We start from the raw sequence: 17,127 nt of genomic DNA, 5'->3' as shown, positions 1-17,127 counted from the left end.
GGTTTCCTTCAGCAAAAAACCTTTAACACTACAAAGTAACAAAGTTTTTAAAACTGAACTGTTAAAATTCGGCTTCTTCTTTTAATCGTTCTTCCTCTTTTAGGTCGATACTTCGTTTGTTGTCTGCCAATCTAAAGTTTCCAAATTTATAGATAAAACCAACTGTAAACGTACGTTTTTCGGGTTTTGCCGTGTATCCGTTATCTTGGTTTAAATAGCGGGAAGTAAAGGGCACATTAAAGGTATTGAACACATCGTTTAGTGTAACGTTTAGACTTGCTCTACCGTCCCAAAGTTTTTTTCGGAGTCCGATGTTGGTTTTAAAACGGTCTTTTAACACGTAATTTCCATTTAAAAATCGCGATACATATTCGAGATACACATCGGCCGCCAACGATTTTTCTTTTGAAATGGTGAAAGAATTGTACAGCTGACCAAAATATCCAAAGGTGTTTTGTGTTTGTAAAACATCGTTGCTTTCGTAGGCAGTGAAGGAAAGTTCGTAAAAATAAGCCGACATATACGTGCTTAAAAACCACCATTTTGTAACGGGTCTGTAATGCACAAAATCTAAGCTGTACTGAAACGATTCTTCGATGTTGAAAATAGCATTGTACATAAATTGCTCTTCATTTTGCTGAAAAGTTAAATTGCTTAAATCGTTGTTTTCATGCTGATAATACAACTCAAAAATATAGTTTCCGTTGTAGGTATAATCTAAAGAAATTTTGTTTTCAATTGAAGGTTGCAAATATGGATTTCCTGCTACAAAATTGTTTTCATTTAAATAATAACGAAACGGATTTAAACTTTGGTAACGCGGGCGTTCTATGGCACGTTTGTAACTCACGCCAACTTCGTGTTTTTCTGCAAGTTGATGATGCAAACTAAAGGTTGGAAAAAGCTCAAAATAGCTTTGTTTGTTGATGTCGCCAAGCGTTACAGAATTTCCTAAAGCATCTGTGTACTCACCGCGGAGACCAGCTTCCAACGACCACTTTTCCCATTCTCTCGATAAGTTTCCGTAGAAAGCCCAGATAGATTCGTCGTAATCAAAAACATCGTTTTGCGAATAGTCTGGCGTGTAATCGCCAGTAAACACAACTTTACTATTGCTTTGAATACCCGAATATTTTGCGCCAAACTCAAGCAAGCTTTCTTGCCAAGGAGTTTCGAAATCTATTTGCCCAGTAAAAATGTTGTTTTTTTGATGAGCGTCGGTGTCAAAAGCATTGGTGTATTGGTAGTTGTTATTTTCATCAAAATAATCGGTGTCGAGCATTTGCAATTGCGAATCCTTATAATACACATAATTAGTTTGAATGCTTAAATTACTTCCGTTTTCGCCAATACTTCTGTCGTAAGTAGCATTTAAAATAAGGTTGGTGTTGTCGTTATCGATGTGGCTGTTCGAATCAAAACTTCCCAAGTCTGTATTTTCAGCAGAAAAAATATCGGTATCAACTGTATTGTCTATTGTTTTATCTGGATTAAAAGTAAGGTTTGAAGTAAAACTCAGGGTGCTTTTTTCGTCCAGCGTAAAATCTAAAATAGCATTGATGTTGTGCGCCTTAGAACGCGTTGTTTTGTACAATGCAGTTTCCCATTGGTCGCTCGGCAAATCGTTGTCGAAAAAATTAATATAACTGTCGCTTCGTTTATAATCTTTACGCGGACTAAAAGAATATCCAGCATACAAATCGAGGAAATTGTTTTTGTAATAATGACTCGTTCCTATGTTGTATTTCGGAAAAATAGCTTCTTCCCATTTTCCGTTGATATCTCCTTTGTAGCCTATCGAAATATTTTTTGAAGTAACAATGTTTAAAACTGCACCGCCTTCGGCATCGTATTTTGCTGAAGGATTTGTAATCACTTCAATAGAGCCGATATTATTTCCGGAGAAATTTTCTAGTAAATCTTTTAATTCGGCATCGTCAAGGTACACTCGTTTGTCGTTAATATAAACCGTTGTGTTTAAATTTTTTACTGAAATTTTATCGTTCATCGAAATAACTCCAGGCGTACGCTGAAGAATCTCGTAAGTAGTTAAAGATGAAAGCGTAGAATTTTCTACTTTGAAAACAAGACGACCGCCGTGTTTTTCCAATCGAGGTTGTTGGTGCGTAAGGGTTATTTCCTCTAAATTTTGTACATTTTGTTGTAATGTAATATTGTTTAGTGAAATATTAGAATTTACTTCAACATTTTGATAATGATATTGATGCCCAATATAGGATGTTTTAAGGATGTAATTTCCTGGCTGAATTTTTTTAAAATGAAAAGTTCCATCGTCTTCCGTAGCAGTCCCAGCAACCGATGTAGAGTCGGAAGCTTCGAGCAACATTATATTTACAAATGATAAAACTTGTTGATTAGCATCGGTAACTTTTCCAGTTATTTCATACGCTTGGGCGAGCGCAAAATTGCTGGATGCAAGTAAGAAAATTAATGACAATAATCGGTGGTTAGGCATAAAATAGGTTAATTTAGGGCTATAAATATAGAGTTTTTTTTAAAAATTGCTATTTTTATTTTAACACTTTCGATTTGCTCGATAATCGAGATTGAAATCCTCCAAGGTAGTTTGCTAAAATATATTCTTTCCAATTATATATAATAACTTATCCGAACGTGTTAAAATAGTGTATATTTGCTGATTGAAAATTTGCATTGACAACGGCTATGAAGCACATTAGAAATTTTTGTATTATCGCGCATATCGACCACGGGAAAAGTACTTTGGCAGATAGATTGTTAGACTTTACAGGGTCGGTTACAGAGCGTGAAAAACAAGATCAACTTTTAGATAATATGGATTTGGAGCGTGAGCGTGGTATCACCATTAAAAGTCACGCTATCCAAATGGAATATACATACAAAGGCGAACAATATATTTTAAACCTAATTGATACTCCTGGACACGTAGATTTTTCATACGAAGTTTCCCGTTCCATTGCTGCTTGTGAAGGTGCTTTGTTGGTTGTAGATGCCGCGCAGAGTATTCAAGCACAAACAATTTCTAACCTTTATTTAGCGTTGGAAAACGATTTGGAAATTATCCCTGTACTTAATAAGGTAGATTTACCAAGTGCAAATCCAGAAGAAGTTACTGATGATATTGTAGATTTATTAGGTTGCGATGCTGAAGATGTAATTCCTGCAAGTGCAAAAACAGGTATCGGGATTGAAGAAATATTGGAAGCTATTATTGAGCGTGTACCTGCGCCAAAAGGAGATCCAGACGACTCGCTGCAAGCATTAATTTTTGACTCTGTTTACAACCCATTTAGAGGGGTAGAAACTTATTTTAGAGTTATTAATGGAGAGATTAAAAAAGGACAAAAAATAAAGTTCTTAGCAACAGGAAAAACCTATGATGCCGACGAAGTTGGTACGCTTAAATTGGTGCAACATCCAAAAAGTGTAATTAAAACTGGAGATGTAGGATATTTAATTACAGGAATAAAAGATGCACGTGAGGTAAAAGTTGGAGATACCATTACAGATGCTGCCAATCCAACAAAAAACATGATTGAAGGTTTTGAAAATGTAAAACCGATGGTTTTTGCTGGGATTTACCCTGTAGATACCGAAGATTATGAAGAATTACGCGGTGCTATGGAAAAGCTTCAATTGAATGATGCTTCTTTGGTATTTGCGCCAGAAAGTTCGGCAGCCTTAGGATTTGGTTTCCGTTGTGGATTTTTAGGGATGCTTCACCTCGAAATTATTCAGGAGCGTTTAGAGCGTGAGTTTGATATGACGGTAATTACTACGGTTCCAAACGTAAGTTACCATGCCTATACCAAGAAAAATCCAGACGAACAGATTATTGTAAATAACCCTTCCGACCTTCCAGATCCGTCAAGTATGGACCGTGTTGAGGAACCATTTATAAAAGCATCGATTATTACAAAAGCCGATTTTGTTGGACCAGTAATGTCGCTTTGTATTGAAAAAAGAGGTGTTATTACCAATCAAACATACTTAACGCCAGAACGTGTAGAGTTGTCGTTTGATATGCCTTTGGCAGAAATTGTATTCGATTTTTACGACAGGTTAAAAACAGTTTCAAAAGGGTATGCGTCTTTTGACTATTCGCCTATCGGAATGCGAGCTTCAAAATTGGTAAGAGTAGATGTTTTGATCAACGCCAATTCTGTAGATGCACTTTCTGCATTAATTCATGCAGATAATGCGTATACCATTGGTAAAAAAATGGTAGAAAAGTTAAAAGAATTAATCCCGAGACAGCAATTTGATATTCCAATTCAGGCGGCTATCGGAGCAAAAATTATCGCTAGAGAAACTGTAAAAGCACTTCGAAAAGATGTAACTGCAAAATGTTACGGAGGAGATATTTCTCGTAAGCGAAAACTACTTGAAAAGCAGAAAAAAGGTAAAAAACGTATGCGCCAAGTTGGTAACGTAGAAATACCACAACAAGCGTTTATGGCTGTTTTAAAGCTGAACGATTAAATATAGAAAAGTCTGAAAAGTGTAAATTTTTCAGACTTTTTTTTATACTTTCTTAATATAATAATCTCCAATTTTATCAACGATAAATTCGTAATCCAAATATTTTTCTTCGGAAGGATTATGGAAACTTACCGAAAAAACAATTTGATTTTCAGTGGAAGCTACTTCGTTTAATTGAAACGCTTGCATATAAGATGCGGCTAATGCAGTATTGTCTTCCGTAGGGAAAGAATCTTTTTCAATTCGTTGTTTAAAAATAAGTTTGTCCTCAAAATACACAAACACATCGGAGTGGAAATCTTTGTAAACCGTTTTATGAATAGCTCCCGCATTTGGTTTTTCGACTTTTAAAATTGTTTCATCAACTGAATGAAACTTGGTGCTCACCATAAATTTATTGCTAAGCGTAGAATCGGTTTTAATCTCTGCATAACCTTCAGGAATTACTTCCGTAGAAAACTCCGTTGACACACTGTATTTGTTGATATTGAACTGCTTTTTGTTTTTGTTAAACAGTGTAAAACCAGTATCGGTTACTCCAATAACAAAGGCAATTGCTATGCATAATTTTACTAAGAGTTTTTTCATCTTAATTTGTTTCTGCTGAGGTAGCTTTTTCTTCCTCTTTATCTGTTTTAACATCCATTACATCCATTGGTTTTCCGAGGTAAACAAGTTTGTCGTCCTCTTTAATTTCCATGTTATTGGTGTACGATGCGATGATGTGAAGCTCTCCGTTGCCATCTTTGATGAAAATCGGAATAGCATCTTTTTCGTTATTGAGTTTTTGAATTTCTTCTAAAAAGTGTTGTTTCGATTGTAATTTAATCTCGTTGATTTTCGGATAATCACGCGCTACTTCACTTAAATTAATATAATCGTCTTTTTTAGAAAAGAGCAGTTCTACCATTTCTAAATTAGGACTTTTCATTTCTTCAGGAGTAATTAATCTAAAGGCACCGTTTTCTCCCAATTGGTCTTTAAAACGTTCGATGGCGTGTTTGTTAACTTCTTCACTTGCCGTTAAAGCCATTAAATATCCAATGTCGTTTAACTCGATATTGTTGGTTAAATCGTCTGAGAAAATATTAGCTTCTTCAGCATCCAAATCCATACCGCGCGCTCTTTCAACATTTTCTTTGTTACTATCGATAAGCACTACATGGCGCCCATTTTTCTGTAAATATTTGGCAATAATTCTAGAAACTTGCGACGCACCAACTATTAAAATTCCTGTAGATTCTTTCAAGAAAACTCCCGAAATTTTTGCAAACATTCTTGCGGTTGTTGCGTTTAAAAGTACTGTTCCTAACACAATCATAAACACCAGTGGCGTAATGTATTCGGCTCCTGGTTCTCCTTCTAAAACAAGGCGCCCACCAAAAAGCGAAGCAATACCTGCGGCTACAATACCACGAGGGCCAACCCAACTAATAAAGGCTTTTTCGTTGGTTTGCAATCCAGAATTTATCGTACTCAACATAACGCCAAGTGGCCTTATCAAGAAAACAACACATCCAAAAAGTATAAGCGTATTCCAGTTGTATAATAAATACAAGTCTTGCATATTGATGTTTGCCGAAAGTAAAATAAAGAGGATGGAGATGAGTAACACACTCAACGACTCTTTAAAGTAGAGCAATTCTTTTAAGTTTGGTAGGTCGATATTTCCTAAAACCATCCCCATAACTACTACAGAAAGTAAGCCCGACTCGTGTGCAAACTGTTCTGAAAGTACATAAACTCCGATAACAAAAGATAGCGAAACCACATTCATTAAAAAGTGAGGAATGGCGTTTTTCTTGATGGCAAAATACAATGCGTAGGCAAACGAAAATCCGATTGAAAACCCAACCACAACTGTTTTTCCAAACTCGATTAATGCCTGCTGTGTATACTCGGTTCCTTTTCCGATAGAAATAAATTCAAAAACTAATACTGCTGCTACTGCACCGATAGGGTCGATTAAAATTCCTTCCCATTTTAAAACGGCAGAAATATCTTTTTTAAGTGGAATATTCCTCAAAATAGGAGTAATTACCGTAGGTCCCGTAACAATAATTAATGCTGAAAATAAAAACGAAATTGGCCAGCTTAAATTGAATAAAAAATGTGCTGCCAAACCTGCTCCCATAAAGGTAACTACGGTTCCAATGGTTATCAGTTTAAAGATAACAGGCCCCACATTTAAAACCTCGTTTCTTTTTAAAGTTAATCCACCTTCAAAAAGAATAACACTAATTGCCAACGACACAAAATGGAAGAGTCCTTCTCCTGGAAAAAGACCTTTTTCTAGTTCTGGGTTCCATATTGGTTCTATGAGTTTTGTACCGTCTTCGGTAAACATAGTCGATATAGGCCCTACAAACATTCCTATCAAGATAAGGGGTAAAATAGCAGGAATTTTAAACCTCCATGCTACCCATTGTGCAATAATCCCCAATATTACAATTCCAGCAAGCTCTATCATATATTTTTGATTGTTCAGCGAATATAACTTCAATAATAGTAAAAAAATGTTAAAAAACATTTAATAAAACAGTGGTTTATCTCGAATGTTATTCCCTTTTCTTAATTTGCGGCTTGTTATTCTTATAACATATTTCATGAAGTTGTATACCGTTGAAACAGGGAATTTTAAGTTAGATGGAGGAGCTATGTTTGGTGTAGTGCCAAAATCTTTGTGGAACAAAACAAACCCTGCCGATAAAAATAATATGATTGATATTGCTGCGCGCTCTTTGTTGATAGAAGATGGCGATCGGCTGATATTAATAGATACTGGTTTAGGCAACAAACAGTCGGATAAATTTTTTGGGTATTATTATTTATGGGGAAACGACAACCTAGACAATTCGTTGCAACAACACGGTTTCCATAGAGACGATATCACCGATGTTTTTTTAACACATCTTCATTTTGATCACTGCGGAGGCTGCATTCAATGGAATAATAACAAAACGGGCTATGAACCTGCTTTTAAAAACGCTCGATTTTGGACCAACAAAAACCATTGGGAATGGGCAACCAAACCTAACGCTCGCGAAAAAGCTTCTTTTTTATCCGAAAATATTCTTCCGATTCAGGAAAGCGGACAATTAAACTTTCTGCCTGTTCCTGAAAACGATTTTTTAGCAAATGCCGAACTTGGTTTTGATGTGCTTTTTGTAAACGGACATACAGATAAACAAATGATTCCGCATATAAAATACCAAGATAAAACATTGGTTTTTATGGCCGATTTACTTCCAACCGTGGGGCATATTCCGCTTCCATACGTAATGGGGTACGATACAAGGCCTTTGCTAACTTTAACCGAAAAAGAAAAATTTTTAAATATTGCTGCTGAAAATAATTATCACTTATTGCTGCAGCACGATGCACACAACCAAGTGTGTACCCTACAAAAAACAGAAAAAGGTGTTCGACTCAAAGAAACCTTTTTATTTAACGAATTATTTATTTAAATACTTAACAATGACTATTAAAAAATCCGTTGCATATTGTGCCATCGCAACATCATTACTTGTAGGATGTGGATCTCCTGCTATTGTTTTAACTCCAGAAGAAAATATCGATTCGGTAGTTCTAAAAGTGGACCCACTTACCGATACGCAGTTAAAAGATTGGGGACATAAAGATTTGCTTACCGATACAATCCCTGGGATGAGTGTAGACAAAGCATACGCCGATATTTTTAATAAAGTGAAAGATTTAAATCCGACTACTGTTATTGTTGGAGTGTTAGATTCTGGTGTTGATATCGAGCACCCAGACCTTAAAAATGTAATTTGGACGAATGAAGATGAAATAGCTGGAAATGGTATCGACGACGATAATAATGGTTTTGTAGATGATATTCACGGATGGAATTTCTTAGGAGAAGCAAACAACGAGCAATTGGAGTTTGTGCGTATTCTAGCCAAAGGAGACGACGGTTCTGAGCTTTATAAAAAAGCAGCAGCAGAATACGATAAAAAATACAACGAAGCACTTCAGAATAAAACACGTTACGAGCAAATTCTTACTTCTGTAAATGAAGCCGATGCGTTTATTCAGAAAGAAATAGGAAAAGAAGTTTACACAAAAGAAGATTTAGAAGCTTACAAAGCAGCAACGCCACAAGCACAAGCTGGAAAAGCAATGATGTTACAAATGTTTGAATTTGAAGATTCTGTAGCAGATGTAAAAAAAGAGTTAGGTGAAGGGATTGAGTACTTTACAGACCAATTAAATTACAACCTAAACAAAGATTTCGACGGAAGAAGTATCGTTGGAGATAATCCAGAAGATATTACCGATGTTGACTACGGAAACAACGATGTTATTGGTGATAAAGAGCATGCAAAACACGGTACACACGTTGCGGGAATTATTGCTGCAGAACGCAACAATAAAGTTGGAATGAACGGGGTTGCAGACCACGTAAAAATTATGGCAGTTCGTACTGTTCCAAACGGAGATGAGTACGATAAAGACGTTGCTTTGGCAATTCGTTATGCTGTAGATAATGGAGCAAAAGTTATCAACGGTAGTTTTGGTAAATACTACTCTCCACACAAAGAGTGGGTTTGGGATGCTATTAAATATGCAGCTTCAAAAGATGTTTTAATTATCAAAGCAGCAGGAAACGAGTCGTTAGATTTGGATGAAAACAACGTATATCCAAACGATAATGAAAACAATACTGCAGAAATTGCAGACAACTTTTTAACTGTTGGAGCTTTAAATTACAAATACGGACCAGAAATGGTGGCTACTTTTTCTAACTTCGGAAAAGACAATGTGGATGTATTTGCACCTGGAACAAAAATTTGGGCAACTACGCCAAACAATGGTTACGAATATTTACAAGGAACTTCAATGGCAGCACCAGCAGTAGCAGGAGTTGCAGCTTTAATTAGAGCTTATTACCCTTCATTAAAAGCAGCAGAAGTAAAACAAATTATAATGCAATCTGGACTTACTTCAACAGCAAATGTAATTTTAGGAGGAAATCCTAACTACAAAAAGCCTTTTAAAGAAGCTTCAAAATCTGGAAAAATGGTGAATTTATACAACGCTATGATTCTTGCAGATAAAGTTTCAAAAGGGCAGGTAAAGTTGTAATTCAGCATAAAAAATAGCTTTTTTAAAACTGATGTAAAACTTCAGTATAAAACTTAAAAAGGCCAAAAACATAAAGTCGAAAGGTATAATTCCTCAAAAAGTTATATTTTTCGACTTTGTTTTAAACAAACTAAAACTCAAAATACTAACAGATGAAACCGACTTGAAACTGTATAAAAAGTATTTAAAACCGTCATTTTATTTCAGAAATTATGAGAAACTGAGTCAAGCTCAGTTTGACGTAAAACAACTCTTTTTAGACAGCTTCAACAAAGGTTCCATGTGACCAATGTAAAACATTAAAAACGAACACATGAAACGAACATTTATTACAGCAATAGGTTTAAGTGTTGCAATGCTCACACAAACTTTTGCAACCCCTACACCAACAAAAAACAATTCGCAAGCTGTAGAACAACCAAATTCTACTACGTATTGGCAACAACATGTTGATTACACCATGGATGTAAATATGGATGTAAAAACATATCAATATACAGGAACTCAAAAATTAAAATACACTAATAATTCGCCAGACACGTTACAAACGGTTTTTTACCATTTGTTTTTTAATGCTTTTCAGCCAGGAAGCGAAATGGACGTGAGAAGTCGTACCATTCAAGACCCAGACAAAAGAGTTGGCGATAGAATTAGCAAATTGTCTCCTTCAGAAATAGGGTATTTAAGAGTTAGTAGTTTAAAACAAGACGGAACAAATATTGAGTACAACGAAGAAGGAACTATTCTTGAAGTTACACTGAACAAGCCTATTTTACCTGGGCAGACTGTTACTTTCGATATGGATTTTAATGGGCAAGTGCCACAGCAAATCCGAAGAAGTGGAAGAAATAATGCTGAAGGTGTTGCGCTTTCTATGACGCAGTGGTATCCTAAATTGGCAGAATACGATTTTGAAGGATGGCATCCAGACCCATACATTGGACGCGAGTTTCAAGGTGTTTGGGGTGATTTTGATGTGAAATTAACACTAGACAAAGACTATGTTGTTGGTGGAACAGGATATTTGCAAAACCCAGAGGAAGTAGGTCACGGATATCTTAAAGAAGGACAAACTCAGAAAAAAGTAAAAGGAAAAACTCTTACTTGGCATTTTGTAGCGCCAATGGTTCACGATTTTGCTTGGGGTGCCGATCCAGAATTTATTCACGATACTTTAGAAACTCCTAGCGGAACTACACTTCATTTTTTCTACAAAGACAATGAAGCTATCAAAGAAAACTGGAAAAACTTACAGCCTAAAACTGCTGAGATGCTTGCGTTTTACAACAAAAATGTAGGTAAATATCCATACAAACAATACTCAGTTATTCAAGGTGGTGACGGCGGAATGGAGTATGCAATGTGTACTTTAATTACAGGTGAGCGTAAATTTGGAAGCCTTGTAGGTGTTACGGCGCACGAGTTCGCACATTCTTGGTTTCAGCATTTATTAGCTTCAAATGAATCGAAGCACGAGTGGATGGACGAAGGTTTTACTTCATTTATTTCTGATTTATGTATGAATGAAATCATGGATGAAAACAAAGCGAATCCGTTTGAAGGAGCTTACAAAGGGTATCTTTATTTAGCAAATTCTGGACAAGAGCAACCGCAAACAACTCATGCGGATAGATATCACTACAACAGATCTTACAGTATTTCGGCATATAGCAAAGGAGAAGTTTTCTTAGCGCAATTAGGATATGTTATTGGTCAAGAAAATGTAATGAAAACACTTCAGAAGTATTACAACGACTTTAAATTTAAGCATCCAACGCCAAACGATATTAAGCGTAGTGCAGAGAAAGTTTCTGGAATGCAGTTAGATTGGTATTTAACCGACTGGACAAAAACTACAAATAAAATTGACTACGCTATTAAAAATGTTTCAGAAGAAAAAGGAAAAACAACCGTAGAGATGGAGCGCAAAGGAATGATGCCAATGCCGATAGATGTAATGGTACTTTTTAATGACGGTTCGTCTAAATATTACTACGCGCCTTTACAAATGATGCACGGAGAAAAAGAAAACCCATATCAAGGTGTAGAAAGAGTTTTATTACCAGATTGGGCTTGGGCATATCCAACGTATACGTTTACAATTGATGCGCCACAAAGTAGCATTAAGGGAATTGTTATCGATCCTTCTGGGCTTATGGCCGATGTTGATCGTTCGAACAACACTTACCAAAAGTAAACAACTCGTAACTCGAGAAGCATATTCGTTAAACAAAAGTTTGCTAAAGTAGTTTTAACCAACTATCAATATAGCTTTGGCAAACTTAGTTTAACATTTTCTTGTTGAAGCTTAACGAGAATAAATCAAAAGCCAAGGTGTTAAAGCCTTGGCTTTTGATTTTATTTCTAACTCACCAAATAATGTTCATTTACCAAGTCTTGACGTGTGGTGACAATCTTTGTATGTCCGTTTTTTAACAAATACAAATCGTCGCATAAATTAATGACATGTTCGTAAAGATGATCGGTAATTATGATTCCTTTTCGCGACTTTTCGAAGTTTATAATGTCCATTATTTTTTCAATATACAAAGGAGCGATATGCGAAAAAGGTTCGTCTAGCAAAACAAACTTAGCTTCTGTTTTTAAGGTAAGATAGGTTTCTATAACACGTAACTCACCGCCAGAAACTTCTTTAGGTTTTGACTTTTTATAGTTTTCAAATTTTGGAAAAATCTTTATAAAATCGCTCCAACTTACAGTCGATAAGAAAAAGGCATCTTCAATTTTTAAATTATCAGGTAAGAGCTGGTGTTGTGGTAAATAACTAACCAATCCGGTTTTGTAAAATGCTTTGAGAACGGGTTTTTCATCCAAACGAAGAAGCTTGTATTTTGGTTGTAAGCTTCCGAAGATAATTTTCAGCAAACTACTTTTTCCACATCCATTTCGTCCTAAAACCCCTGTGATTTTTCCTATTTCATTTTTAAAATAAATTCCTGCTAATATTTTTTTATCAGCATAAGAAAGCTCAATATTATCGATTTCTAATTTCAAAAGAAGGGAATTAAAGTGGTGTATAAAACATAGCTGATAATGAAATCGAAAACTAAAACGCCAACAAAAAGTTGGGTTACAGAAACCGATAAATTTTGATAGTAAACAAACTTGTTATGATTGCCAATTTTAAGCGAACTGAAAAATACACCTCCAAACAGCAACACTTTTGTAAGTAAAATACCCAAGAGCGGAAAGTTGATAAATAGTAAAACTAACTCGATGCAAACCGAAATTAGCAGGTAGCTTTTGTAAAAATTGAAAATTAAAAACAAGCGTCTCATCTTTATAAATGTATTGTTTTTTATGGTGGTTTGATAAAATCCTATCAAATTTTAACTCAATATTATCAAACTATAAAATCATGAAAAATAATCGTAAATTTGCAATTCGAATTAGAGAAGATTATGTTAGATAAACTGAATATTGTAAAACAACGTTTTGATGAGGTTTCGGATTTGATTATTCAGCCCGATGTAATTGCCGATCAGAAACGTTATGTGCAATTAAATAAAGAGTATAAAGACCTTAACGAGCTTGTAAAAAAGCGCGAAGAATATGTTGAGGTAACTGGAAATATAGAAGAGGCTGAAGAAATTATTGCCGACGGAAGCGATGCTGAAATGGTGGAAATGGCAAAAATGCAATTGGAAGAAGCCAAAGAAAAATTAGGTCCTCTTGAAGAAGAAATTAAATTTTTACTGATTCCAAAAGATCCTGAAGACGCTAAAAACGTAATGATGGAAATTAGAGCTGGTACTGGTGGAGATGAAGCGAGTATTTTTGCGGGCGATTTACAACGTATGTACACCAAATATTGTGAAAGCAAAGGATGGAAAGTAAACGTAGTAGATTTTAACGAAGGAACTTCTGGGGGATACAAAGAGATTATCTTTGAGGTAAACGGTGAAAATGTTTACGGTACGCTTAAATTCGAATCTGGGGTGCACCGTGTGCAACGTGTGCCGCAAACCGAAACGCAAGGGCGTGTACACACATCGGCGGCAACAGTTATGGTACTTCCAGAAGCTGAAGAGTTTGATGTAGAATTGGATATGAGTGATGTAAAAATCATCAGAACCACCTCAACAGGTCCTGGTGGACAGTCGGTAAACACCACGTATTCGGCAATTCAATTACAACATATTCCTACAGGAATTGAGGTGCGTTGTCAAGATGAAAAGTCGCAACATAAAAACTTAGAGAAAGCTATTAAGGTACTTCGTTCTCGTTTGTATGAACGTGAATTAGCCAAAAAGCAAGAAGAAGATTCTGCAAGGCGTAAAAGTATGGTTTCTAGTGGTGATAGAAGTGCAAAAATTAGAACTTACAACTACCCGCAAGGGCGTGTTACCGACCATAGAATTGGACTCACTTTATACGATTTGTCGAATATTGTAAATGGAGATATTGACAAAATAATTGAAGAACTTAAGTTAGCTGAAAATACCGAAAAACTTAAAGAAGCTAGCGAAACAATGTAGTTTACGGTTGTAAATAGGTATTGGGTGTTGGGTTTTGGATGTTGTCCTGAACGTCACTTCGAGCATAGTCGAGAAGTCGTTAAGAGAAAAATTATACTTTGAACAAATGCTTGAATTTCAAAACCTAACACCCAAAAACCCATCACCATTTACCCAATACCCAACACCCATATTCAAAACAAATGCAAACAGAACAACTCATATCCCAAATCAGAAGTAAAAAATCATTTTTATGTATTGGTTTGGATGTCGATATAGATAAAATTCCGAGTCATTTACTCGAAACAACCGATCCTATTTTTGAATTTAATAAAGCAATTATCGATGCGACACACCTATTGGCAGTGGCATATAAACCAAATATTGCTTTTTATGAAGCCTATGGAATTAAAGGTTGGGAATCGTTGAAAAAAACTATAACGTACATTAATGATAATTACCCAGAGTTGTTCACCATTGCCGATGCTAAACGTGGTGATATCGGGAATACATCCACGATGTACGCAAAAGCATTTTTCGAAGATATGGCATTCGACTCGGTTACGATAGCGCCTTATATGGGGAAAGATTCTGTGGAGCCATTTTTGGCGTTTAAAGACAAACACACCATATTGTTGGCATTAACTTCAAACGAAGGAGCTTTTGATTTTCAAACGCTAAATGTTGGTGAAAAGCCACTCTATCAGCAAGTGTTAGAAACATCTAAAACGTATAAAAATGCTGAAAACTTAATGTATGTAGTGGGTGCAACCAAGGCTGAATATTTAAAAGTAATTAGACAAATTGTTCCTGAAAGCTTTTTATTGGTGCCTGGTGTTGGAGCGCAAGGCGGAAGTTTAGAAGACGTTTGTAAATACGGAATGACCGACAACATTGGTTTGTTGATTAATTCTTCTAGAGGAATTATTTATGCCTCCAACGGAAAAGACTTTGCCGAGAAAGCAAAAGAAAAAGCAATGCAACTTCAACAACAAATGGCAACATTTTTATAGTTTTTGAAAGATCAGTTAGGGAGACATATAAACCTTAAAAACACACCACAAAGAATAATTTCGTTAGTGCCATCGCAAACCGAGTTGCTATTCGATTTAGGTTTAGAAAAGAGCATTGTTGGTGTTACGAAGTTTTGTGTACACCCATCAGAAGCTCTTAAAACAAAAACAATTGTTGGCGGTACAAAAGATGTAAAATACGACCGAATTAAAGCATTACAACCCGATATAATTTTGTGTAATAAAGAAGAAAACACAAAAGAAATTGTCGAAACATTATCTGAAATAGCACCTGTACATGTTTCTGATATTTTCGATTTACAAGATGCTTTGGAACTGATACAACAGTACGGAAGTATCTTTTCAGTGGAAGAAAAAGCAACTGTTTTAGTAAATGAAATTCTAGTAGCTCGAGACAATTTTCAAGCTTCAGTAAAAAATAAAACAGGTAAAAAAGTAGCTTATTTTATTTGGCGTAAACCTTGGATGGTGGCAGGAAAAAATACATTTATAGATTTTTTGCTGAAAGAAAATAAGTTTGAAAACGTAATTGAAAATAAGCGTTATCCTGTTATAACACTTTCAGATTTACAGAAAATTCCCGATTTAGATTTTATCTTTTTGTCGTCAGAACCTTATCCTTTTCAGCAAAAACATATCGAAGAAATTCAATCGGAATTACCTTCAGTAAAAATTATTTTGGTAGATGGCGAATACTTTTCTTGGTATGGCTCGCGACTAAAATATGCCTATACGTACTTCACAGAGTTACAGTTAGAAAATGGTTTAAAATAAAAAAACCGATTCGGTAAAATCGGCTTTTCTAAACTAACTAACTGCTAACTCAAACTATTCAGTATGAAACTTATCTGGTGCAAATCTCTTAATACTATTTGTAAGTTGTGTTAACTCTAAATTACCAAAGTATTAAGTTGACGGAAACTTGTTTTTGTTTGAGCGTTTTTTAAAATATTAATTTAGAAATCAGCTAAAAATGATAGTTTTATTATTAAAAACCATTGTTTTTCTATCAATATGAAGCTTTATACCTCTCGCTAAAACAATCTTTTCTAAATCACGACCTTTCATTACCATATCGTCTATCGAGTGCGCATGTGTTACGCGAGCTACATCTTGTTCGATAATCGGACCCGCATCCAATTCTTCAGTAACATAATGACTGGTGGCTCCAATAATTTTCACACCGCGTTTGTAGGCAGAATGGTAAGGTTTTGCTCCAACAAAAGCAGGTAAAAACGAATGATGAATATTGATGATTTTATTTTGATATTTCGCAATGAGCTTGTCTGATATAATTTGCATATATCGCGCCAACACAATAAAATCGACACCGTGTTCTTCTAGTAATTTTAATTGTTGTTGCTCGGCGGTTTCCTTAGTTGTTTTGGAAACTGGAATATGGTAAAACGGAATTTTAAAACTATCGGCAATGTGTTTTAAATCGGCGTGATTACTAATGATAAATGGAATTTTCACGTTGAGTTCTCCAGCGTTATACCGACCTAAAATATCGTACAAGCAGTGGTCGTATTTCGATACAAAAATTGCCATCTTTGGTTGGTAATCATCCGTGTAAGCTTGCCACTCCATTTCATATTTTTCAGCAATAAGATCATCAAAAGCCGACTTGAAATTTTCGTAATGAAATGTTCTTGGGTTGAATTCACTTTCGCATCGCATAAAAAAAGTAGTGTTTTGCCTATCAACATGCTGGTCGATATACACTATATTCCCATGGTTTTTATGGATGAAATTGGTCACTGAAGCTATAATTCCAGAAGTGTCTTTACAGTGAATGAGGAGTGTTATTTTTGCCATATTAAACAGCTGTTTTGGTTGTAAGGTGTTGATTATCTTCATTCAAAAATAATAGCTTTTGTTGTAATTATCGAGGTGTTCGGTAAGTTTTATGCTTTCAAATTCTTTAAAAATGTTATAAAAGTTTGCTCATACTTTTATGATATTTTTTATAAACTGATTTCAGAACAAAAACCCATTAACTTATTCTTAAAATATCTCCCTTT

General features: G+C 35.3%; 12 protein-coding genes. 7 read left to right on the top strand and 5 right to left on the bottom strand.

Annotated features, from left to right (window positions below; all coding sequences use genetic code 11):
• Nucleotides 1-61 precede the first annotated feature (61 nt).
• Nucleotides 62-2,476, bottom strand: coding sequence for an outer membrane beta-barrel family protein (locus JMA43_RS02530; protein ID WP_342154622.1), 2,415 nt, complete (start codon nucleotides 2,474-2,476; stop codon nucleotides 62-64).
• Between the two features lie 209 nt (nucleotides 2,477-2,685).
• Here JMA43_RS02530 and lepA point away from each other — a divergent pair, with 209 nt between their 5' ends.
• A complete protein-coding gene (gene lepA, locus JMA43_RS02525) occupies nucleotides 2,686-4,482 on the top strand; it encodes a translation elongation factor 4 (RefSeq protein ID WP_342154620.1) in 1,797 nt (598 codons plus the stop codon).
• 42 nt (nucleotides 4,483-4,524) lie between these two features.
• Here the strand turns inward: lepA and JMA43_RS02520 are convergent, their stop codons facing one another.
• Complete coding sequence (locus JMA43_RS02520; RefSeq protein WP_342154618.1) at nucleotides 4,525-5,070, bottom strand: hypothetical protein; 546 nt, start codon at nucleotides 5,068-5,070, stop codon at nucleotides 4,525-4,527.
• A 1-nt stretch (nucleotide 5,071) separates the two neighbouring features.
• A complete protein-coding gene (locus JMA43_RS02515) occupies nucleotides 5,072-6,952 on the bottom strand; it encodes a cation:proton antiporter (RefSeq protein ID WP_342154617.1) in 1,881 nt (626 codons plus the stop codon).
• 136 nt (nucleotides 6,953-7,088) lie between these two features.
• Between JMA43_RS02515 and JMA43_RS02510 the strand changes: the two genes are divergently transcribed.
• From JMA43_RS02510 to JMA43_RS02500, 3 genes are all read left to right on the top strand, one after another.
• Nucleotides 7,089-7,949, top strand: a complete 861-nt coding sequence (locus JMA43_RS02510) for an MBL fold metallo-hydrolase (RefSeq protein WP_342154615.1) — start codon at nucleotides 7,089-7,091, stop codon at nucleotides 7,947-7,949.
• A gap of 10 nt (nucleotides 7,950-7,959) precedes the next feature.
• A complete protein-coding gene (locus JMA43_RS02505) occupies nucleotides 7,960-9,591 on the top strand; it encodes a S8 family serine peptidase (RefSeq protein ID WP_342154613.1) in 1,632 nt (543 codons plus the stop codon).
• A gap of 313 nt (nucleotides 9,592-9,904) precedes the next feature.
• A complete protein-coding gene (locus JMA43_RS02500) occupies nucleotides 9,905-11,788 on the top strand; it encodes a M1 family metallopeptidase (protein ID WP_342154611.1) in 1,884 nt (627 codons plus the stop codon).
• A 167-nt stretch (nucleotides 11,789-11,955) separates the two neighbouring features.
• Here JMA43_RS02500 and JMA43_RS02495 read toward each other — a convergent pair whose 3' ends face one another.
• Complete coding sequence (locus tag JMA43_RS02495) at nucleotides 11,956-12,606, bottom strand: ATP-binding cassette domain-containing protein (RefSeq protein ID WP_342154609.1); 651 nt, start codon at nucleotides 12,604-12,606, stop codon at nucleotides 11,956-11,958.
• Between the two features lie 407 nt (nucleotides 12,607-13,013).
• Between JMA43_RS02495 and prfA the strand changes: the two genes are divergently transcribed.
• From prfA to JMA43_RS02480, 3 genes are all read left to right on the top strand, one after another.
• On the top strand, nucleotides 13,014-14,090 hold the full coding sequence (prfA, locus tag JMA43_RS02490) for a peptide chain release factor 1 (protein ID WP_342155097.1): 1,077 nt from the start codon (nucleotides 13,014-13,016) through the stop codon (nucleotides 14,088-14,090).
• Nucleotides 14,091-14,272: 182 nt separating this feature from the next.
• On the top strand, nucleotides 14,273-15,082 hold the full coding sequence (gene pyrF, locus JMA43_RS02485; protein ID WP_342154607.1) for an orotidine-5'-phosphate decarboxylase: 810 nt from the start codon (nucleotides 14,273-14,275) through the stop codon (nucleotides 15,080-15,082).
• Nucleotides 15,083-15,085: 3 nt separating this feature from the next.
• Nucleotides 15,086-15,877 carry an ABC transporter substrate-binding protein gene (locus JMA43_RS02480; RefSeq protein WP_342154605.1) on the top strand — a complete coding sequence of 264 codons (792 nt, stop codon included), beginning with the start codon at nucleotides 15,086-15,088 and terminating at the stop codon, nucleotides 15,875-15,877.
• A gap of 189 nt (nucleotides 15,878-16,066) precedes the next feature.
• Here the strand turns inward: JMA43_RS02480 and purU are convergent, their stop codons facing one another.
• Nucleotides 16,067-16,921, bottom strand: coding sequence for a formyltetrahydrofolate deformylase (gene purU / locus JMA43_RS02475; protein ID WP_342155096.1), 855 nt, complete (start codon nucleotides 16,919-16,921; stop codon nucleotides 16,067-16,069).
• Nucleotides 16,922-17,127: the final 206 nt, after the last annotated feature.

The sequence above is a fragment of the Joostella sp. CR20 genome (genome assembly GCF_038433465.1).
In the GTDB taxonomy this organism is placed as follows: Bacteria; Bacteroidota; Bacteroidia; order Flavobacteriales; family Flavobacteriaceae; genus Galbibacter.
This window is presented reverse-complemented; position numbering and strand designations above follow the sequence as displayed.